This is a genomic window from Flagellimonas zhangzhouensis (assembly GCF_900102925.1).
GTDB classification, from domain to species: Bacteria; Bacteroidota; Bacteroidia; order Flavobacteriales; family Flavobacteriaceae; genus Flagellimonas; species Flagellimonas zhangzhouensis.
The window spans coordinates 1200466-1221035 of record NZ_FNKI01000001.1 but is presented as its reverse complement, the minus strand read 5'-3'; the positions used below and the strand labels follow the sequence as shown (position 1 = coordinate 1221035).

The 20570-nt window shown below is 39.7% G+C and carries 19 protein-coding genes and 1 tRNA gene; 6 read left to right on the top strand and 14 right to left on the bottom strand.

Annotated features, from left to right (window positions below):
* Positions 1-28 precede the first annotated feature (28 nt).
* From BLQ18_RS05325 to BLQ18_RS05310, 4 genes are all read left to right on the top strand, one after another.
* A complete protein-coding gene (locus tag BLQ18_RS05325; protein WP_090293352.1) occupies positions 29-2425 on the top strand; it encodes an efflux RND transporter permease subunit in 2397 nt (798 codons plus the stop codon).
* A 90-nt stretch (positions 2426-2515) separates the two neighbouring features.
* Positions 2516-3949 (top strand): asparagine--tRNA ligase, encoded by a 1434-nt coding sequence (asnS, locus tag BLQ18_RS05320; RefSeq protein ID WP_090293351.1) that lies wholly within the window; start codon positions 2516-2518, stop codon positions 3947-3949.
* A 45-nt stretch (positions 3950-3994) separates the two neighbouring features.
* On the top strand, positions 3995-5452 hold the full coding sequence (gene rpoN / locus BLQ18_RS05315) for an RNA polymerase factor sigma-54 (RefSeq protein ID WP_090293350.1): 1458 nt from the start codon (positions 3995-3997) through the stop codon (positions 5450-5452).
* Entirely contained in the window at positions 5452-6054 is a 603-nt protein-coding gene (locus BLQ18_RS05310) for a hypothetical protein (protein WP_090293349.1), read from the top strand. Before rpoN ends, BLQ18_RS05310 begins: the two co-directional genes overlap by 1 nt.
* Here BLQ18_RS05310 and BLQ18_RS05305 read toward each other — a convergent pair.
* The 9 genes from BLQ18_RS05305 to BLQ18_RS05265 form a co-directional block, all read right to left on the bottom strand.
* A complete protein-coding gene (locus tag BLQ18_RS05305; protein ID WP_090293348.1) occupies positions 6049-6750 on the bottom strand; it encodes a porin family protein in 702 nt (233 codons plus the stop codon). The genes BLQ18_RS05310 and BLQ18_RS05305 overlap by 6 nt on opposite strands.
* Positions 6751-6820: 70 nt before the next feature.
* A complete protein-coding gene (locus BLQ18_RS05300; protein WP_090293347.1) occupies positions 6821-7303 on the bottom strand; it encodes an ExbD/TolR family protein in 483 nt (160 codons plus the stop codon).
* A gap of 13 nt (positions 7304-7316) precedes the next feature.
* Positions 7317-7922, bottom strand: a complete 606-nt coding sequence (locus BLQ18_RS05295; protein WP_090293346.1) for an ExbD/TolR family protein — start codon at positions 7920-7922, stop codon at positions 7317-7319.
* 11 nt (positions 7923-7933) lie between these two features.
* A complete protein-coding gene (locus BLQ18_RS05290; RefSeq protein WP_090293345.1) occupies positions 7934-8371 on the bottom strand; it encodes a hypothetical protein in 438 nt (145 codons plus the stop codon).
* A 26-nt stretch (positions 8372-8397) separates the two neighbouring features.
* The gene (locus tag BLQ18_RS05285) at positions 8398-9123 is read right to left on the bottom strand and encodes a MotA/TolQ/ExbB proton channel family protein (protein WP_090293344.1); all 726 of its coding nucleotides are present in this window, start codon (positions 9121-9123) and stop codon (positions 8398-8400) included.
* Between the two features lie 77 nt (positions 9124-9200).
* Positions 9201-9288, bottom strand: a tRNA-Ser gene (locus BLQ18_RS05280).
* A gap of 66 nt (positions 9289-9354) precedes the next feature.
* Entirely contained in the window at positions 9355-10386 is a 1032-nt protein-coding gene (locus tag BLQ18_RS05275) for an asparaginase (protein ID WP_090293343.1), read from the bottom strand.
* 2 nt (positions 10387-10388) lie between these two features.
* Positions 10389-11156: a TatD family hydrolase gene (locus tag BLQ18_RS05270; protein WP_090293342.1), complete on the bottom strand. Its 768-nt coding sequence runs from the start codon at positions 11154-11156 to the stop codon at positions 10389-10391.
* Between the two features lie 31 nt (positions 11157-11187).
* The gene (locus BLQ18_RS05265; protein WP_139150365.1) at positions 11188-11766 is read right to left on the bottom strand and encodes a nuclear transport factor 2-like protein; all 579 of its coding nucleotides are present in this window, start codon (positions 11764-11766) and stop codon (positions 11188-11190) included.
* Positions 11767-11895: 129 nt separating this feature from the next.
* On the opposite strand from BLQ18_RS05265, the gene BLQ18_RS05260 reads away from it, so the two are divergent.
* Positions 11896-12336 carry a retropepsin-like aspartic protease family protein gene (locus BLQ18_RS05260; protein WP_090293340.1) on the top strand — a complete coding sequence of 147 codons (441 nt, stop codon included), beginning with the start codon at positions 11896-11898 and terminating at the stop codon, positions 12334-12336.
* Between the two features lie 73 nt (positions 12337-12409).
* Here the strand turns inward: BLQ18_RS05260 and odhB are convergent, their stop codons facing one another.
* Together odhB and BLQ18_RS05250 are read right to left on the bottom strand one after the other, a co-directional pair.
* Positions 12410-13624 (bottom strand): 2-oxoglutarate dehydrogenase complex dihydrolipoyllysine-residue succinyltransferase, encoded by a 1215-nt coding sequence (gene odhB / locus BLQ18_RS05255; RefSeq protein WP_090293339.1) that lies wholly within the window; start codon positions 13622-13624, stop codon positions 12410-12412.
* 22 nt (positions 13625-13646) lie between these two features.
* Positions 13647-16445, bottom strand: coding sequence for a 2-oxoglutarate dehydrogenase E1 component (locus BLQ18_RS05250; protein WP_090293338.1), 2799 nt, complete (start codon positions 16443-16445; stop codon positions 13647-13649).
* A 209-nt stretch (positions 16446-16654) separates the two neighbouring features.
* On the opposite strand from BLQ18_RS05250, the gene BLQ18_RS05245 reads away from it, so the two are divergent.
* The gene (locus BLQ18_RS05245; protein WP_090293337.1) at positions 16655-17755 is read left to right on the top strand and encodes an acyltransferase family protein; all 1101 of its coding nucleotides are present in this window, start codon (positions 16655-16657) and stop codon (positions 17753-17755) included.
* Between the two features lie 7 nt (positions 17756-17762).
* Here BLQ18_RS05245 and BLQ18_RS05240 read toward each other — a convergent pair whose 3' ends face one another.
* The 3 genes from BLQ18_RS05240 to galE form a co-directional block, all read right to left on the bottom strand.
* A complete protein-coding gene (locus BLQ18_RS05240) occupies positions 17763-18119 on the bottom strand; it encodes a hypothetical protein (RefSeq protein ID WP_090293336.1) in 357 nt (118 codons plus the stop codon).
* A gap of 32 nt (positions 18120-18151) precedes the next feature.
* A complete protein-coding gene (locus BLQ18_RS05235; protein ID WP_090293335.1) occupies positions 18152-19429 on the bottom strand; it encodes a metal-dependent hydrolase family protein in 1278 nt (425 codons plus the stop codon).
* Between the two features lie 124 nt (positions 19430-19553).
* Positions 19554-20570, bottom strand: coding sequence for a UDP-glucose 4-epimerase GalE (gene galE / locus BLQ18_RS05230; RefSeq protein WP_090293334.1), 1017 nt, complete (start codon positions 20568-20570; stop codon positions 19554-19556).

Here is a 20570-nt window from a genome sequence, read left to right as displayed (position 1 = left end):
TTTTACCTTTGCGCCCTATAAAAACCAAATGGTAGCAAAGCTCTCAAAAGGATTTTGGCCTAAGGTCGCTCGCATTATACTTCGGAATAGAATCCTCATTCTTTTAGGTGTTGTAGCATTCACTGTATTCTTGGCAATGCAGTGGAAAAACATACGCTTTTCCAATTCCGAAGCGAATATATTACCCGACGACCACCCTGCAACCATCGAGTACAGATCCTTTACCAAAATTTTTGGTGAAGAGGGCAATGCCGTTGTGCTGGCCATTAGGGACTCTGCACTGTTTGAACCCGACAATTTTAACCGTTGGAACCGACTCGCTAAACAATTGGCCGCTTTCCCTGAGATTGATTACGTAATCTCTTTGGAAAATCTTTTGGTTTTGGAAAAGGATAAGGAAACCCAATCCTTTACCATGGGGCCGTTCATTGAGAATGAGCCCACAACCAAACAAGAAATTGATTCACTTAAGTACCATTTATTTAAAGAACTTCCATTTTACGATAATCTAGTCTACAATCCAGAAAGTGGTACCATTCAGACCATTGCTTACATGGATAAGGACATCATGAACACGGCTGTTCGAAATGAGTTTATCTTGAATGATCTTCGTGATTTGGTTGACACTTTTGAGGCAGAAACCCAAATGGATGTTCGCATCTCGGGAATGCCCTACATCCGAACTTGGAACACAAAATCCATCACGGATGAAATAGGTATTTTTATTGTTGCTGCCCTGTTGGTCACCTCCATTATTTTCTTCTTTTTCTTTAGAAGTTTCAGAGCCACTTTCATCTCTATGTTTGTTGTGATCATTGGGGTAATGTGGGCCTTTGGAATTTTGGGACTTTTACAGTACGAGATTACCATTTTAACGGCACTTATTCCACCGTTGATCATCGTGATCGGAATTCCAAACTGTATTTTCTTGATCAACAAATACCAGCAAGAAGTAAATAAGCATGGCAATCAGGCCAAGTCATTGCAACGTGTGATTTCCAAAATTGGAAATGCCACATTGATGACCAACATTACTACGGCTTCTGGATTTGCCACCTTTATTATTTTGGATAGTGACCTTCTTAGAGAGTTTGGTATCGTTGCCTCCATTAACATAATTGGAATTTTTATCCTATCCCTTTTGATCATTCCAATCATTTACAGTTTTATGCCGCTTCCAAAAACCAAACACTTGAAGCACTTGAACAAAAAGTGGATGGATTTCTTTGTGAACTGGATGGAACGCATGGTTCGCGATCACAGAATTGCCGTTTATATGGTCACTGTTGGCGTTTTGGTTTTGAGTATCGTGGGTATTTACCAGATGAGAATTACTGGAAGTCGAATAGAAGACCTTCCCAAAGACTCGCATTTTTATAAGGACATTCAATTTTTTGAGCAAGAGTTCGATGGCATTATGCCCATGGAAATTGTGGTGGACAGCAAACGTAAAAACGGAGTGACCAAACCAGCTACGCTAAAACGAATGGATAGATTAGGTGAGGTAATAGATGAAATTCCAGAACTTTCGCGACCCATTTCCATTGTTGATTTGGTAAAATATTCCAAACAGGCCTATTACAACGGTATACCAAAATACTATCAATTGCCCACAAGCCAAGAAAACACTTTTATCATGGATGCCGTTTCAAGGTCCTCCACTGATGGCAATCTATTGGAAAGTTTTGTGGACAGTACAGGTCAAACCGCTCGCTTGACCACTTACATGCGCGATGTAAAAATCGACCGTATGGAAGAGATTGAAAAGGATATGCAAGAGGCCATCGCCAAAAATTTTCCAGCGGATCGCTTTGATGTGTTTATGACTGGAAAGGCACTTTTATTTTTAAAAGGCACCAAATATTTGGTAAAGAACTTGCTCATGTCATTGGCACTGGCTATTGGTTTGATATCACTATTCATGGCCTATTTGTTTCGATCATTCCGAATGGTGCTTATTTCATTGGTTCCGAATTTGTTGCCATTGGTCATCACCGCTGGACTCATGGGCTTTTTGGGAATCCCCATTAAACCTTCTACCATTTTGGTGTTTAGTATTGCCTTTGGTATTTCGGTGGACGACACCATTCACTTTTTGGCCAAATACAGACAAGAGCTGGCCACTCACCGTTGGCATATTAAAAAGTCTGTTTATGCTGCACTAAGGGAAACAGGAGTAAGCATGTTCTATACCTCCATCGTATTATTCTTTGGATTCTCGGTCTTCATAATTTCCGATTTTGGAGGCACCAAAGCATTGGGTGGATTGGTTTCTGCAACCTTGTTGTTTGCGATGTTGTCCAACTTGATCCTTTTGCCCTCCCTCCTACTTTCCTTGGAGCGAAGTATCGCGAACAAACAGGTCCTCAAAAAACCACAAATCGACATTCTACCCAAAGAAGAGGAGGCAGATTTGGACAAATAGTCTACGGAAGCACTATAAATTAGCCAATTCCATTGCCATCGTTTTTTATCAAAAAGCTATCTTTACCGACTAAATTACCATAGTCGAAAAATGATGTCTTATTCCATAAAAGAATTGCTAGAAAAGCAACCCGTAGGAGATTCCGTTGAAGTAAATGGTTGGGTAAAAACATTTAGAAGTAATCGATTTATCGCATTGAACGATGGATCGACCATACATAATTTACAATGCGTCGTTGATTTCGAAAATTTTGATGAAGCATTGCTTAAGAAAATAAGTACTGGTGCTGCCTTAAAAATAACTGGGGAGCTTGTGGAAAGTCAAGGTAGAGGACAATCTGTCGAAATTCAAGCTACCGATGTATTTGTTCACGGTACTGCCGACCCAGAGACTTATCCCATTCAACCAAAAAAGCATTCCTTGGAATTCTTAAGGGAAAAGGCACATTTGAGAGTACGCACCAACACTTTTGCTGCAGTTATGCGTGTAAGATCGGCCCTTTCATTTGCTGTACACCAATATTTTCAGCAAAACGGTTTTTACTATATGCACGCTCCGATCATCACAGGTTCCGATGCCGAAGGTGCTGGGGAAATGTTCCGCGTAACTACTTTGGATGCCCAAAAACCACCCGTTGATGAAGCAGGAGCAGTGGATTATTCCGAAGATTTTTTCGGTAAGGAAACCAACTTGACGGTTTCTGGGCAGTTAGAAGCGGAAACCTATGCCATGGGATTGGGCAAGGTGTACACCTTTGGACCCACTTTTAGAGCGGAAAACTCTAATACTTCCAGACACTTGGCCGAATTCTGGATGATTGAGCCAGAAATGGCATTTTTCGATTTGGATGCCAACATGGATTTGGCAGAAGATTTTATCAAAAATATTATCCAATACGTCCTGGAAAACTGCAAGGATGACCTTGAGTTTTTAGAAAATAGGTTGTTGGATGAAGAAAAATCTAAACCGCAAGCCGAGCGTTCTGAAATGGCCTTATTGGAAAAATTGAAGTTTGTTGTGGATAACAACTTTAAGCGCGTTTCTTACACCGAGGCTATCGAAATATTGAAAAACAGCAAACCCAACAAGAAAAAGAAATTCCAATTTCCAATCGAGGAATGGGGCGCTGACCTTCAAAGTGAGCATGAACGCTTCTTGGTAGAGAAACATTTTAAATGTCCCGTTATCCTTTTTGATTACCCTGCCAACATCAAAGCATTTTATATGCGTTTGAATGAGGATGGAAAAACCGTAAGAGCAATGGATGTATTGTTCCCTGGTATTGGTGAAATCGTGGGAGGTTCTCAAAGGGAAGAGCGTTTGGATGTGCTTCAACAAAAAATCAAAGAACTTGACATTGACGAAAAGGAACTTTGGTGGTATTTGGATTTAAGAAAATTCGGAACTGCGGTTCACAGTGGCTTTGGTCTTGGGTTTGAGCGCATGGTGCAGTTTGCTACTGGTATGGGCAACATCCGCGATGTAATCCCTTACCCAAGAACTCCGCAGAATGCCGAGTTTTAATTTGAATTTATACCTTTAAGGAAAGAAGTTTCCAATTGAACTAACATGCTGAAACAACATTTACAGTTTAAGCTTTCCCAAAAACTGTCTCCACAGCAAATCCAACTCATGAAGTTGATTCAATTGCCTACACAGGCCTTTGAACAGCGATTAAAACAAGAGCTGGAAGAAAATCCTGCATTGGAGAGCGGAAAAGAGGAAACTGATACCGTAGATGATCTTTATGAGGATAGTTATGATGATTCATCGGACAATGACAGCATTGATACTGATGAGATCAATATTGATGACTACCTAAGTGACGATGAAATTCCAGATTACCGTACCCAAGCGAACAACTATAGTGCGGATGATGAGGACAAAAATGTACCTTATGCTGCTGGTATTTCGTTCAATCAATACTTGCTCAATCAGCTCAACACGGTTTATTTGGATGATGAAGAGTGGTCCATTGCCGAGTTTTTAGTAGGCAGTGTGGATGAGAGCGGCTACATACGCCGTCCGTTGACCGACATCATGGATGACCTCGCTTTCACCCAAAATATTTATGCTGAGGAAGTCAAAATAAAAGAGGTACTCAAAGTGGTTCAATCTTTGGATCCACCAGGAGTTGCTGCACGTTCGTTGGATGAATGCCTGATCATTCAATTGAAGCGAAAAGAGAAAAAACCATCGGTTGAGCTGGCCATCAGTATTTTAGAAAAGTCTTTTGAGCAGTTTACCAAAAAGCATTACGACAAGCTCATCCAGAAGCACCATATAACCGAGGAGGAATTAAAGGATGCCATTTCCGAAATAGAAAAACTCAATCCAAAACCAGGTGGGTCCTATTCAGGTGGCACGCGAATGATCGAACATATTGTTCCTGATTTTTCCATCAAAATTACAGATGGGGAACTGGAACTTACCTTAAATGGCCGAAATGCTCCTGAATTGCATGTTTCCAAAGAATACAACAACATGCTTCAAGGCTATAAAGATTCCAAGGAAAAGTCAAAATCCCAAAAGGATACGGTTATCTTCATCAAGCAAAAATTAGATGCGGCCAAGTGGTTTATTGATGCTATTAGACAACGTCAACAAACGCTTTACATCACCATGAAAACCATCATGGATTACCAAGAGGAATATTTTTTAACTGGGGATGAACGCAAATTGCGTCCGATGATCTTAAAAGATATTGCTGATAAAATCGATATGGATGTTTCCACGGTTTCGAGGGTAGCGAACAGTAAATATGTGGACACACCCTATGGCACCAAATTGATCAAAGATTTCTTTTCCGAGGCTATGAAAAATGAGCAAGGAGAGGATGTTTCTACCAAGGAAATCAAAAAGATATTGGAAACCGTTATTGGTGATGAAGAAAAGAAAAAACCATTGACGGATGCAAAATTGGCCTCAATTCTAAAAGAGAGGGGCTATCCCATTGCTCGAAGGACCGTTGCCAAGTACAGGGAACAGCTGGGTATTCCTGTGGCAAGGTTAAGAAAGCAAATCTAATGCACCACGTTTATAACATCATCTCCTATGTGTTCCATCCATTGTTCATACCATTTGGAGGAACGGTGATGTATTTTTTGGTGGCACCTTATAGCACCTTGCAAACGGAAAGTGGGAACATTTTACCCATTTTCATTTTAACGGTGATCATCCCCATTATTTTCTTTTTGATATTGAAAAACCTGGGGTTGATAAGTTCCATCTTTTTACCCAAACTACAAGAACGAAAATACCCGCTTTATATTAGCTGTATCATCTTTTTGATGATATTGTATAAGGTAATCCCCAACAACTACGTAAACGAGCTCTTTTTCTATTTTACAGGCTTATTGACTGCCACCAGTGCAACGCTTATCCTATTGTTCTTCAAATTTAAAACAAGCATGCATTTATTGGGGATGGGAAGTATTTTAACTTTTATGGTAGCATTGAGCATTCATTTTGAAGTGAACATCACCTTGGCGATAAGCTTGTTTGTTTTGTTTACTGGATTGGTAGCCACGTCTCGCCTATATCTAAAGGCCCATAGCAGAAATGAATTGTTGATTGGATTTATTTTAGGATGTTGTTCTCAACTGATCATCCTAAAATACTGGTTATAAAATGTAAAAAATAAGCCCGATACGTAGTACTTGAAAATCCAACGGAGCACCTGAATCCAAAGCAACTCCATCTTCGAGTAAAGATTTTAACCCGTAATAGGCATGCATATTCCATGTATTGTAACCAAAATTAAAGGTCAATCCGTATTGGAAGTCTTCAATATCATTATTTGAAAATTTATGGTTTCCATCATCCGTGACCACCTTGGAAGTACCTGAAAACACATAGCCTAATTTAACCCCTGCATAAATACGCCAAAATTTATAGTCTTCTGCAGTTGATGTGCGCCATCTTATTTCAAAGGGTATCTCAAGTGAGTGTAGTTCAAACTTACTTCTATTGAACATGGACTGATCCATAATTTCATAGCTGACTACACTATTTGTTTCTGTGGCAACCACATTGGAGTAATAGGAATTTACAGCATATCCAACTCCCAGACCTATACCAAAATTTCGTCTTTTATTAAACGGAATGTCTTTCATAAAACCAGCTTGCAGATTGTAGGAAAGATTTCGCTGCACTACTCCATCTGGTCTATTCATCAAAATATTGTATCCAACACCAAAATAGAATTGGTCTTCCAGATACCGCGTATCTAGTTGTACGGAATCTTGTTCAACCTGAGCATAAGCGGTAAATCCGACACCCAAGAAACAAAAGATGAACAAATATTTTAGAACTGAATATTTCATTACATACTTTTTAAACAAAAAACGCTCCAAATATTATTTGGAGCGTTTCCCACTAAATCTAAGCTATTGCCTACTGTAGATTGTTAAAAGCGTCACCTTCGTAGGTGGTATAGTTTACCTTAAGGGCATTTACTTTTCTCAATTCCTGTTTAATGTCAGTGATAAGACCCATATTGGCATTCTTATCAACCTTCAAAGCAGTAGTCAATACATTTTGAAGTTCTTGCGGTTTTTTTGCACGCTCAGCCAAGATGTAAGAACCTACTTCGTCCACATTGGCAAACTTATCATTTAATTGGATTTTTGGTTCAGTACCAAAAACCTTTTGATATTCACGCGTCGGTGTACCTACAAAAATGTAGATTACACGGTCCTTCTTCTCCAATTTCTTTACTTCTGTAGCATTGGGAAGTGTATTTTCAACCATTAACGAACTATCTTTCATCGTGGTTACTGTCATAAAGAAGAAGAGCAACATGAAAACGATATCTGGCAATGACGCCGTGGACACCGCTGGCAAATCCCCATCCTTCTTTTTTGTAAACTTAGCCATACTAAATTATAGTTTAATTGGTTGATGTTTCGGCCTCTGAAAGCTTTTGTGGGAACATATCTTGGATACGTTTCACTTTATCTTTCAATTCATCTTTTACGGAACTTGGAGTTTCAGGATTCAAATAATCTGATTCCATAGTTGTAAAATCCTGTCCGTATAGACGTTGTGCCTCTCTGTTACGTAAATCGTTATAGGCTCCTACCAATTCATTCTGAACTGTGATGTAGGTGCTATATTTAGTTTCCCTATCATTTTTTAGCGAGATAATCGCCTTGGTAGGGTTGTCAGATGATGAAGGGTCTTTCTTTCCTTTACAGAAAGTACATGATCCGTCGGCATTGTTTTCAAGAAATGCCATTGCAGCTTCTCTCAAATCCTTAAGATCCATTAACCCATCTTCAACTAAAAGTTGACCATTTTTATTAATGTTAACCGTAAAAATGTTCTTCTGTCTAATTACAACATCAGTATCTGGCGGTTCTATTGGAGGCAACATACGATCCAAACCTGCATCTGTTTCAATGGTAGTAGTTACCAAGAAAAAGATAAGTAAGAGGAAAGCAATGTCAGCCATAGAACCGGCATTCACTTCCGGCGCTCCTTTTCTTCTAGGCATAATTTACTTTTTTACTTTACAAACATTTTTTTCAAACCTGGTAAAACCATTAGAAGTACTGCAATTACAGTAAGGATAAAGAATACATTCAATCCCATTCCAATATTTTTAACAGTTCCTTCTGTAGTTTCAAGACCTCTAGCGGCCATTTCTTCAACTACAGGGGCGTTCCCAGACGAAAGTCCGTAAGAGATAGCCACAATAATGGCCAATCCACCGATACCGAACAACGCCTTTTTTATACTGCCTGGTGTGGTAAGTAATTTTGTTATTCCGAAGAATACCGCAGAAATTACCGCAATGGCCAACAATATGTACATGATAATGAACATAAAGTTCATGGCACCACTATCTATAGCTCCTGGATCCTCAGCAGAAGGCAAAGAGAACCAAAGTACGGCAGCTATAAGTCCAATGACAATAAGTACTATTTTTATTATTTTATTCATGATTCTCGATAGTTTTTAATTCGTAATTATTTTTTGTGGGCAGCCAACATGTCAATCAAAGAGATTGAGCTGTCTTCCATGTCATTTACGATACTATCGATTTTAGCAATGATATAGTTGTAGAAAATCTGAAGGATAATCGCAACAATAAGACCGAATACTGTTGTCAATAACGCTACCTGAATATCACCTGCAATCAAAGAGGCACTCAAGTTACCAACAGCTGCAATTTTTTGGAAGGCCTGAATCATACCGATTACCGTACCCATGAACCCAAGCATTGGAGCAATAGCGATAAACAAAGACAACCAAGAAACGTTCTTTTCCAATTGACCCATTTGAACACCACCGTAAGCCACAACAGCTTTTTCAGCAGACTCCAAACCTTCATCAGCTCTATCCAAACCTTGGTAGAAGATAGAGGCAACAGGTCCTTTTGTGTTTCTACATACTTCTTTAGCAGCTTCAACACCACCGGAAGCCAAAGCATCTTCTACTTGTTGCTTCAATTTAGCAGAGTTTGTAGTTGCCAAATTCAAATAAATAATTCTTTCGATGGCTACAGCCAATCCCAAAATCAAACAAAGTAATACAATACCCATGAAAGCAGGACCCCCTTGGATAAATTGTTCTTTTAATACTTGGGTGAAACCTTTGCTGGCTTCAGCCTCTTGCAACATTGCTGCAGATGCATTCGTAGTTCCCATCACAAACATTCCGGCAGCAGCCAGAGTAAAGGATATTTTTTTCATTTTACTTAAACTTAAATTTAGTTAGTTAATAATATAAAGATATAAAAATTTTACAATTGAAAAACTAAAATACCTAGCAGAGAGGAAGGGATTCGAACCCTCGATACACTTTTGGTGTATACACACTTTCCAGGCGTGCGCCTTCGACCACTCGGCCACCTCTCTATTCCTTCAATAAGGGCGACCAATAAACGAAAAAATAATCAGTTATAGAAATTTGACGCGTTAATTTTACACCATCTCTCCACGCAGTGGCGTCTCAAAAATTGTCTTGAACAGTTTATCGGAAATACCAGTGCCCAAAAGGTACATTGCTTTGGCCAAAGCCGCCTCTGTTGTAATATCCTTGCCATTAACCAGTTGCATCTCTTTCAACTTTTCACTGGTTTCATAATGTCCCATAAAAACACTTCCTCCCGAACATTGTGTAACATTAATTATGTGCAATCCATTTTTTTTTGCAGATTTTAATCCATTTAAAAACCATTCGTCCATTGGCGCATTTCCAGCCCCGTAGGTTTCCAAAATCAAGACCCGCAAATCGGGAATATTCAACATACTTTGCAGTACTTTTTGATTAAGTCCCGGAAACAATTTTAATACCGCCACACGGTTATCCATTTTTTTATGAACCAACATTTTTTTTCGTTTGGCAGGTTTTTGCAACAAATAATTCTCGTGCACTTTTAAATGCACCCCGGATTCCACCAAAGGAGGATGGTTCAAAGAAGCAAAAGCTTCAAAATGTTCGGCATTAATTTTGGTGGTTCTGTTACCTCGGTACAGTTTGTACTCAAAATAAAGTCCCACTTCTTGCACTACGGGTTTTCCATTTTCTCGCAAAGCAGCAATTTCTATGGAAGTAATCAGATTTTCCTTGGCATCGGTACGCAAGTCTCCAATAGGTAATTGGGACCCCGTAAAAATGACCGGCTTACTTAAATGTTCCAACATAAAACTCAAAGCAGAAGCAGAATAACTCATGGTATCGCTACCATGCAAAACCACAAAACCATCGTTATCCTCATAATGCTCCTCAATTATGGAAGCAATCAAGGCCCAATAGGTCGGATTCATGTTAGAGGAATCGATGGGTTTTTCAAAAGAGACACCTCTAAGATTACAATCCAATTGTTTTAGTTCTGGAATGTTCTTTACCAGCTCTTCAAAATTGAAAGCTTTTAAAGCACCAGTTTTGTAATCCTTCACCATACCGATGGTTCCACCCGTATAAATTAATAGTATGTTGGATTTCCTTTTCATGCTCAAATACCGAATATGTCTTTTGAATTTTCCGTAGTGATTTTGGCAATTTCCTCTTCGGATAAACTGTAAATAGAAGAAAGCTTTTCCAATACCTTAATAATATAGGAACTTTCATTGCGTTTTCCGCGATAAGGTGTCGGTGCCAAATAAGGCGCATCGGTTTCCAAAACAATATGCTTAAGATCGAGTTGATTTAAAAACTGATCTATTTTTCCATTTTTAAAAGTGGCCACTCCTCCAATACCCAATTTCATATTATAGGAAATAGTAGTTTGGGCCTGTTCCAATGTTCCCGTGAAGCAATGAAAAATTCCAAAAAGACCTTCTCCTTTTTCTTGCTCCAACACCTCAAACACTTCATCAAAAGCATCTCGACAATGGATCACAATGGGCAATTCGTATTTTTTGGCCAACTGAATCTGATAGGCAAAGGCATCTTGCTGTTCCTTCAAAAAGGTTTTGTCCCAATATAGGTCCACCCCTATTTCGCCCACGGCGTAAAATTTCCGTTTAGTCAACATTTCCTCTACATGAGCTAACTCTTCCTTATAGTTTTCCTTTACATGGGTTGGATGCAATCCCGTCATTAAAAAAACATGATCTGGGTAATCAGATTCCAAATCCAACATGGATTGGGTATAAGTGGAATCGATGGCGGGAATAAAAAAACGCTCCACGCCAGCATCCAATGCGCGTTGCATCATTTCTTTTCTATCCTCGTCAAAGGCTTCACTATATAGATGGGTATGGGTATCGGTTATGATCATATTATATTTTAAAAATCTAGAATCTTTATTCTTAGTTTTTCATTTCAAGATTCAAAGAATCGTTATTATTCTCAAATAATTGAATGGCCTTTTGAAATTTGATTGCGCCTTCTTTTGTTTGGTCATACAAAAATCCATCAAGCTCTGGGTGATTCTTTTCCGTCCACTCCACCAGTTGTGCTCTTTTTGCACTCCATAAAGAATCGTTGAAATCGACGTACTCCACAATAGCAACACTGTAAATCTTTCCTTCTTTTATATTCATGACCTCACTTGAAAGAAATGGCGCCTCATGCAAAAAGCGCATGCGTTCACATTCTTTTGAAATGGTCAGATGTAGATTTTCACCTTCTTCCTTTATGTCCAAAATCTCATATTTTGGATTGAAAACAGAATCCCATTGGAACAAATCACGGTAGCCCTCTTTATCAAAAGTTCGTATGTATTCCATTTCGTTAAATCGAATGCTATCCTGAAAAAGCCCGACCAATTGTTCAAAATCTGAAGCATTCAATGCATGGATATAATTTTCAGCAATTGTAATTTTATCTACTTGCTTTGGATTGCCCCCACAGGACAAAAAGATGACCATTAATATTAATGGGGCCATTAGCTTCTTAAAGTTGAATTCAATCATAACACAAAAATAGATTTATCTTAGACGACCCAAAACTTTGTTTTGGTTTAAACCGATTTATCCTTCGACTGCGCTCAGGATGACATTGCCCAAACGAAATATATGGCTTCCCTTAAAAAATTCCTCAAATCCAAAAACTACATTAAAATACCATTGGTATTCACCGAGACCAACCATTTTGAGATTGATGCCACAATAAATGGTGTTGATGGGAAATTTATTTTAGATACGGGCGCCTCCAACACTTGTGTGGGCATGGACAAAATTGAGTTTTTTAAAATGGCTTCCGAATCCACAGACATAAAAGCGGCTGGAGCTGGTGCCACCGAGATGGAAACTATGATTTCCACCAAAAACAATATCCAAATTGGCAAGTGGACCAAAAAGAAACAGAAAATTGTGCTTTTTGATTTGGTGCATGTGAATCAAGCTTTGGTTGCACACAATGCATTGCCTGTTGATGGAATTATTGGTGCCGATATTCTCAATAAAGGAAAGGCCATAATCGACTACAATAAAAAATGCCTCTACTTAAAAAAGTAAAGGCATTTGTATTATAAACCTCTAACACAACACTTCGACTTCGCTCAGTGTCCAAGTTAGAGGTGACAATATTTTACAGCTCCAACGCTTTTTTCACGTTACCATCCATCAACAATTCTTCTGGACTTTCCAATGCTTCTTTAACGGCAACCAAGAAACCAACAGATTCTTTTCCGTCGATAATTCTATGGTCGTAAGAAAGGGCAACGTACATTACAGGTGCAATGGCAATGGCTCCATCCCTAACAATAGGACGCTCAACGATGTTGTGCATACCCAAGATTCCACTTTGTGGAGGGTTGATGATTGGAGTAGATAACATAGAACCAAATACCCCACCATTGGTAATGGTAAACGTACCTCCTGTCATTTCATCTACAGTGATTTCACCCTCCCTTGCGCGGATGGCCAAGCGTTTTACTTCAGCTTCTACACCTCTAAAAGTTAAGTTCTCTGCATTTCTGATTACGGGGACCATCAGACCTTTAGGTCCAGATACCGCAATACTGATATCACAGAATTCATAGGTGATCATTTCTTTACCATCGATCATTGAATTCACAGCTGGATACATTTCCAACGCACGAATTACAGCTTTGGTGAAGAATGACATAAACCCAAGGCTTACCCCATGTTTGTTTTTGAATTCTTCTTTGTATTCTGAACGCAATGCGAAGATGGCTGACATATCCACTTCGTTGAACGTGGTCAACATCGCAGTTTCGTTCTTGGCGGCCACCAAACGTTCTGCCACTTTTCTACGCAACATAGAAAGTTTGGAACGGGTTTCGCCACGGTTACCACCAGTTGGAGTTCCCATAGATGGCACGGCTTTTACTGCGTCATCTTTGGTGATTCGTCCATCTTTACCTGATCCAGAAACCGATGAAGGTGCGATACCTTTTTCATCCAAAATTTTCTTGGCTGCAGGTGATGGGGTTCCAGAAGCATACGTCTCTTTTTTAGGCTCAGCTTTCTTGGGCTCCTCTTTTGGTTCTTCTTTAGGCGCTTCTGCTTTTTCAGCTTTTGGTGCAGCACCTTCAGGTTTTTCTGCACTGGTGTCGATCAAGCAAACCACCTCTCCCACAGCTACGGCATCTCCTACCTCAGCTTTTAGGGTAATAATTCCGCTCTCCTCTGCAGGAAGCTCCAATGTTGCCTTGTCCGAATCAACTTCGGCAATGGCTTGGTCTTTCTCCACATAGTCTCCATCCTCTACCAACCACTCGGCGATTTCTACCTCTGTAATGGATTCCCCAGGTGAGGGAACTTTCATTTCTAAAACCATTCCTATATAGTTTATACTTGTATTATCTAATTAACATATTATCCTTAGTCTTGTCGAAAACATAGTCCAACACTTGGGCATGTCTTCTTCTTGAGCGCACTGCACTACCTGCTGCTGGAGCACCGTAAAATCTACGCGATGCCACCCTGAATTGCTTGGCTTCATCCAAATGCATCAACATATGGCTCCAAGCACCCATGTTTCTAGGTTCTTCTTGCGCCCAAACAATGTCATCCGCATTCTTGTATTTTGCCATTAGCTTTCTCATTTCTTCGGCAGGTAACGGGAACAATTGCTCTACCCTTACCAAAGCTACATCATCTCGTTGCAATTCTTCTTTTTTATCCAAAAGATCGTAGTAGAATTTACCTGTACAGAACACCAAAGTTTTTACTTTGTCCACTTTGGCCTCTGCATCGTCGATAACCATTTGGAAACCACCGTTGGCCATTTCCTCCTTGGTGCTCAACACTTTTGGGTGACGCAATAAACTTTTAGGCGTGAATACCACCAATGGTTTTCTGTAATCGGCTTTCATCTGTCTACGCAACAAATGGAAAAGGTTGGCAGGTGTAGTTACATCGGCCACGTACATATTATCCTTGGCACAAAGCTGCAGGTATCTTTCCATTCGGGCAGAAGAGTGTTCCGCTCCTTGACCTTCGTAACCATGTGGCAATAATAGCACCAATCCATTTTGCAATTTCCATTTATCTTCCGCAGAAGATAAATATTGGTCAATTACAATCTGTGCACCATTACTAAAGTCACCAAATTGTGCTTCCCAAATGGTCAATGTTTTTGGACTTGCCATGGCATAGCCATAATCAAATCCCATGACGGCATATTCTGAAAGCAGGGAGTTGTAGATATGGAACTTACCATTTTGGTTATCGCCCATTTCGTTCAACAACACCACTTCTTCTTCGTGCATTTCGGTTTTAATGACGGCATGTCTGTGCGAGAAAGTTCCTCTTTCGACATCCTGACCCGACATTCTAACATCGTAACCTTCCTCGATCAATGATCCATAAGCCAACAATTCACCCATGGCCCAATCGAGTTGGTTGTCTTCAAAGTACATTTTTTGACGACCTTCCACCAAACGCTCCAATTTTCTTAGGAACTTTTTACCTTCTGGAAGTTTGGTAATGCTCGTGGCCACCTCATCCAACTTTTTAAGGTCGTAAGTGGTATCCATCGGCTTCAACATCACGTCCTCAGCAACCTGACCAAAGCCTTCCCATTCATCTTGCATGAACGGGGTGATTCGGGTTTTTTCAATCTTTCGGGAATCCAAAAGATCTTCTTCCAAATCGTTTTTATATTTTTCCTCTAGGTCTTTTACGTAATTTTCATCGATAACACCTTCAGCGATCAACCTTTCTGCATAAATATCCCGAGGGTTTTTGTGCTTGGAAATGGACTTGTACAATAACGGCTGAGTAAACTTAGGCTCATCCCCTTCGTTGTGTCCATATTTACGGTATCCCAATAAATCCAAGAAAATATCGCGCTTGTAACGCATTCTATATTCCAAAGCGAAGATTGCGGCATGCACCACAGCCTCTGCATCATCGGCGTTCACGTGAAGTACGGGAGACAAAGTCACCTTTCCAACATCGGTACAATAGGTAGATGAACGTGCATCCAAATAGTTGGTGGTAAATCCAATCTGGTTGTTCACCACAATATGGATGGTTCCTCCAGTGTGGTAACCGTCCAAACGTGCCATTTGAATGATTTCATATACCACACCCTGACCTGCAAAAGCAGCATCTCCGTGCACCAAAATTGGCAATACTTCGGATACGTTTTCGCTGTGATTATGATCTTGCTTGGCTCTGGAAATTCCTTCAACAATAGAATTTACGGTTTCCAAGTGGGAAGGGTTGGGAGCAATATTCATGTTCACCATTTTCCCAGAATCGGTTTCTCGCATGGAGGTCCAACCCAAGTGGTATTTTACGTCCCCATCAAAGATGGTTTCCTCGTAATCCTTACCGTCAAACTCACTAAAAATGTCTTTGGGCGATTTACCAAATATATTGGTCAATACGTTCAAACGACCCCTGTGGGCCATCCCCATTACAAATTGTTTTACACCTTTGTCGGCAGCTTTTTCTATAATTACATCTAAAGCAGGGATCAAAGATTCGCCACCTTCCAATGAAAAACGTTTTTGCCCCACATATTTGGTATGCAAAAAGCTTTCAAAGGAAACAGCTTCGTTCAATTTCCTTAAGATGTTTTTCTTTTCTTCAGCAGAAAAGTTCGGATGGTTATCGTTTACGTTCAACCAATCCTGAATCCATTGGATACGCTCTGGGGTACGGATGTACATGTACTCCACCCCAATGGAATCGCAGTAGATGCTCTCCAAGTGACGAACGATTTCCTTTAGGGTAGCTGGGCCAATTCCCAATATCTTCCCTGCATCAAAAACAGTATCCAGATCGGCATTGGTCAATCCAAAATTGCCCAATTCCAAAGTTGGCTCGTATTGTCTACGATCTCTAACTGGGTTGGTTTTGGTAAAGAGGTGCCCGCGGGTACGGTAACCATCAATCAATCGAATTACCTGAAACTCCTTTTGTAGGGTCTCTGGCATTTCCACTTGCCTTCCATTGGAAAGCACAACCATTCCTGTTTTCTCTGATTCAATCCCTAGGTCTTCCAAGGATCCTTCCAATCCGAAATCAAACCCCTGAAAAAAAGCCCTCCAACTGGGCTCAATGCTATCAGGGTTTGTTAAGTATTTATCGTACTGCTCCGCAAAAAACGATGTGTGCGCAGCATTTAAAAACGAATATTTGTCCATTCTTCCTATTTCTCCAAAACTTTATGGAAAATTTTGTCAAAAATACGGGTTTTAGCGTTCATACAAATGAGATTTAAGTAAATATTACCCAAAATTTGAAACTATGTTATAGAACCAACGAGTAACCAATAAAAATGAAATTTATAACGGAATTCCATAGAATACATTAAAAAAACATAAATTGGATACACCTAAAAACCAAACCACAAATGTCCAAACTAAAAAACAGGTATCTGTCCCTAGATGTTTTTCGGGGATTGGATGTCGCTCTAATGATCGTTGTTAATTCCCCTGGTAACGGATCCACCTCATTTTCTCCATTATTACATGCCGATTGGAACGGTTTTACATTGACCGACCTTGTTTTCCCTACTTTTTTGTTCGTCGTGGGGAATTCCATGAGCTTTAGCATGAAAAAGTATGAAGAGATGGGAAATGCAGCCGTTTTCAAAAAAGTATTGAAACGAACTGCGATTATTTTTCTTTTGGGCTTTTTAATGTATTGGTATCCATTTTTTGATGATGGACAGTTAAAACCATTTTCAGAAACAAGGGTTTTTGGGGTGCTACAGCGAATTGCCCTTTGTTATATGTTCGCTTCCATCATTCTTCACTTTGTGAAGACCAAAACGGCCATTTGGCTAAGTGTTGGATTTTTGGTTGCCTATCAAATTATTCTGATGGCTTTTGGCGACCTGACCCTCACAGGAAATGCGGTTCTCAAATTGGATGAATGGCTGATCGGCGCTAACCATATGTACCATGGTGAAGGTTTAGCTTTTGACCCTGAAGGATTATTGAGTACACTTCCAGCCATTGTAAATGTGATCATTGGTTATTTGGCAGGGAAATTTATTCAGAAAAGTGGACAGAACTACGAGACCATTTCCAAATTGATGATGGTCGGGTTTGCTTTGGTTTTTGCTGGATTGGCATGGGATTTAATTTTCCCGATCAACAAGAAATTATGGACCAGTTCTTTTGTACTCCTAACTTGCGGAATTGACCTATTCGCCATTGCCACCCTGATCTACTTTTTAGATATGAAAAAAGCAAAAGGCTGGAGCTACTTTTTTGAAGTATTTGGCAAAAACACCTTGTTTATCTATCTACTTTCCGAAGTCATTGTTATTACCCTATTTGCTATAGATGTTAATGGAGAAAGTTTGTACAGATGGATTGCAGACAACGTATTTATATCTTGGTCTGGAGGATATATGGGATCCTTGCTATTCGCCCTTTGGGTGATGCTCACCTGCTGGGTTGTAGGCTATTTTATGGACAAAAAAGGAATTTATGTAAAGGTGTAGGCCAAGCTTATGAGCTATACTTGGCTTTGTACCATACTTTTTGCCACTCTCTTTTCAATAATAAGAAACATACCTCTGCCGAAATGTCCACGACATCCGAAGGAGGTATGTTTTTTACTGCTTGTTCCGAAATATCCACTACATATAAAAGATTGAGATATTCAGGAAATTTTTCAACAATGAGAAGATAAATTTTCTCGTGAAGTAAGCTTTTTAATTCGGTGGGCGAGATATCTGAAGGGATTTCCACAGACACATTAGCCAACTCAAAATCCTTTTGCAATTGCTGCAATAATTTTTGGTACAACTGTTCCTTTTGGACAGTTTCCAATAATTCAAGGCTATTGTTAAAGTTGGACAGCATACCTTAATTTACGTTCGAATTGGATTTTAGGTTTATTCTCCTTTAAAAACCTGACCCTCTTTCATTACAAAAACCACATTTTTCAAAGTTTCCACATCCTTACTTGGATTAGTATCCACAGCAATAATATCGGCCAAATAGCCCTTTTTTAATTGTCCTAGACTTTCACTCAAGCCCAACAAAGTAGCGTTGGTTACTGTAGCCGCTTTAATGGCTTCCATAACGGGCATTCCCGCTTCTACCATATACACGAACTCTCTTGCATTCTCTCCATGCGAATAAACTCCCGCATCGGTACCAAAAGCAATTGGAACACCTTTTTTATAGGCTCTTGCAAACATATCTTGGATCTGTGGGCCTATTTCTATTGCTTTTTTGGCCACCACTTCTGGATAATACCCAGGCTTTGCACCATTTTCAGCTGCTTGTTTTCCAGCTGTAATGGTAGGCACCAAATAGGTATCATGCTTCTTCATTAATTCCATGGTTTCTTCGCTCATCAATGTACCATGCTCAATGGTTTTGATCCCACCAATAATGGCTCTTTGCATCCCTTCGTCTCCGTGTGCATGGGCAGCCGTCAAAAAGTTGTAGTCTTTGGCTGTTTCAGTAATTCCTTTGATTTCTTCCAAAGTAAATTGTGGGTTTTGGCCACTTTTGGCCACACTCAACACACCACCTGTAGCCGTAATTTTAATCACGTCTGCTCCATCTTTGTAGCGTTGACGCACAGCTTTGCGAGCATCTTCAGCAGAATTTACAACTCCTTCATTAGGCCCTGGGTCACCCATCAAAGATTTTTTAACACCATTGGTTGGGTCAGCGTGTCCTCCAGTTGTTCCAATAGCTTTACCAGCCGTAAAAATTCTTGGGCCAATAATGGTTCCTTTGTTGATTGCATTACGCAAAGAAATGTTAACGCCACTTCCACCCAAATCACGAACTGTGGTAAAACCTGCCATTAATGTCGCTTTAGCATAAATGGTGGATTGAAATGCCACATCAGCCTCGTTCAAGGTAAATTTTTGAATGTAGGTACCTGGACTGGATTGTGATTCGATGTGCACGTGCATATCGATAAATCCAGGCATAACAGTTTTGTCTTTTAAATCGACAACTTTGTCTTTTTTACCTCCAGATTTAAATCCATCCACAATGGATGTAATGTTTTTTCCAGAGATAATAATAGTTTTTTCGGTAAGGACATTCCCTGTTTGAACATCCAAGATTTCACCACATTGCAAATACGTTTCTTGCGCAAACATTGTGGCACTAAAAAGTAAAGAGAAAAGAATAATTGATTTTTTCATTGGTCGGGGGTTATTTATTTTCTTCGAAAATAAACACTCCTTGTGGACCGCACCTAATTTAAATGGGTAAACGACAAAAAAAAACCCTTCTTCGGACGGGCTCTTGGTATATTTTATTTTTTGCTTACGCTCTAACTGTTTTTTCCCAATCCCAAGCAGATTTCAACGCTTCATCCAAAGTGGATTTTGCTTTCCATCCCAAAACTTCGTTTGCTTTTTGGGTATCTGCATAGGCTGCAATCACATCTCCAGCTCTGCGGTCCACTATTTTATAGTTTAGCTTTTCACCTGAAACGCGTTCAAAACTTTGAATCACCTCCAAAACAGAACTACCTTTTCCTGTTCCCAGATTGAAAACTTCATAATTGGAATCATTTTTATCTTCCAACAATCTTTGCAATGCTTTAACGTGGGCTTTTGCTAAGTCCACCACGTGAATATAATCCCGAATACCTGTACCATCTTCAGTTGGATAATCATTGCCGAAAACCAAAAGTTGTTCTCTTAAACCTATTGCTGTTTGAGTTACAAATGGAACCAAGTTTTGAGGTACACCTAAAGGAAGCTCCCCAATTTTAGCAGAAGGATGCGCACCAATAGGATTAAAATAACGCAATGCAATTGCTTTTAAATCCGAATTCACCTTGCAGGTATCCCTAATAATTTCTTCACCAACCTGTTTTGTATTCCCATATGGGGATTCGGCAGGTTTTACAGGAGCATCCTCGGTAATAGGTAAAGAATCCGCCTGACCATAAACGGTACAGGAAGAACTAAAAATAAAGCTGGCCCCACCCTTTTTTTCCAATTCTTGAAGGATATAAGTTAATACCCCAATATTGTTTTCGTAGTATAAAAGTGGTTTTTCAACGCTTTCTCCTACTGCTTTGGATGCAGCAAAATGAATTACACCAGCTATATCATCATACGAATTGAAAAACTCTTGAACCTTTGGCTTGTCCCGCAAATCGAACTCCTCAAAAAGGGGCTGCTTGCCTGTTATTGCTTCAATTCCCTTAAGCACATCTTTGGATGAGTTGGATAAATTATCCACTACTACCACTTCAAAACCTTCGCTTTGCAGTTCTACTACAGTGTGTGATCCAATAAATCCTAAACCTCCAGTTACTAGTATTTTCAT

Excerpts from the sequence above, each read along its gene's own strand:
- BLQ18_RS05325 (WP_090293352.1), top strand. The coding sequence starts at position 29 with ATGGTAGCAAAGCTCTCAAAAGGATTTTGGCCTAAGGTCGCTCGCATT.
- asnS (WP_090293351.1), top strand. The coding sequence starts at position 2,516 with ATGATGTCTTATTCCATAAAAGAATTGCTAGAAAAGCAACCCGTAGGA.
- rpoN (WP_090293350.1), top strand. The coding sequence starts at position 3,995 with ATGCTGAAACAACATTTACAGTTTAAGCTTTCCCAAAAACTGTCTCCA.
- BLQ18_RS05310 (WP_090293349.1), top strand. The coding sequence starts at position 5,452 with ATGCACCACGTTTATAACATCATCTCCTATGTGTTCCATCCATTGTTC.
- BLQ18_RS05305 (WP_090293348.1), bottom strand. The coding sequence starts at position 6,750 with ATGAAATATTCAGTTCTAAAATATTTGTTCATCTTTTGTTTCTTGGGT.
- BLQ18_RS05300 (WP_090293347.1), bottom strand. The coding sequence starts at position 7,303 with ATGGCTAAGTTTACAAAAAAGAAGGATGGGGATTTGCCAGCGGTGTCC.
- BLQ18_RS05295 (WP_090293346.1), bottom strand. The coding sequence starts at position 7,922 with ATGCCTAGAAGAAAAGGAGCGCCGGAAGTGAATGCCGGTTCTATGGCT.
- BLQ18_RS05290 (WP_090293345.1), bottom strand. The coding sequence starts at position 8,371 with ATGAATAAAATAATAAAAATAGTACTTATTGTCATTGGACTTATAGCT.
- BLQ18_RS05285 (WP_090293344.1), bottom strand. The coding sequence starts at position 9,123 with ATGAAAAAAATATCCTTTACTCTGGCTGCTGCCGGAATGTTTGTGATG.
- BLQ18_RS05275 (WP_090293343.1), bottom strand. The coding sequence starts at position 10,386 with ATGAAAAGGAAATCCAACATACTATTAATTTATACGGGTGGAACCATC.
- BLQ18_RS05270 (WP_090293342.1), bottom strand. The coding sequence starts at position 11,156 with ATGATCATAACCGATACCCATACCCATCTATATAGTGAAGCCTTTGAC.
- BLQ18_RS05265 (WP_139150365.1), bottom strand. The coding sequence starts at position 11,766 with ATGGCCCCATTAATATTAATGGTCATCTTTTTGTCCTGTGGGGGCAAT.
- BLQ18_RS05260 (WP_090293340.1), top strand. The coding sequence starts at position 11,896 with ATGGCTTCCCTTAAAAAATTCCTCAAATCCAAAAACTACATTAAAATA.
- odhB (WP_090293339.1), bottom strand. The coding sequence starts at position 13,624 with ATGGTTTTAGAAATGAAAGTTCCCTCACCTGGGGAATCCATTACAGAG.
- BLQ18_RS05250 (WP_090293338.1), bottom strand. The coding sequence starts at position 16,445 with ATGGACAAATATTCGTTTTTAAATGCTGCGCACACATCGTTTTTTGCG.
- BLQ18_RS05245 (WP_090293337.1), top strand. The coding sequence starts at position 16,655 with ATGTCCAAACTAAAAAACAGGTATCTGTCCCTAGATGTTTTTCGGGGA.
- BLQ18_RS05240 (WP_090293336.1), bottom strand. The coding sequence starts at position 18,119 with ATGCTGTCCAACTTTAACAATAGCCTTGAATTATTGGAAACTGTCCAA.
- BLQ18_RS05235 (WP_090293335.1), bottom strand. The coding sequence starts at position 19,429 with ATGAAAAAATCAATTATTCTTTTCTCTTTACTTTTTAGTGCCACAATG.
- galE (WP_090293334.1), bottom strand. The coding sequence starts at position 20,570 with ATGAAAATACTAGTAACTGGAGGTTTAGGATTTATTGGATCACACACT.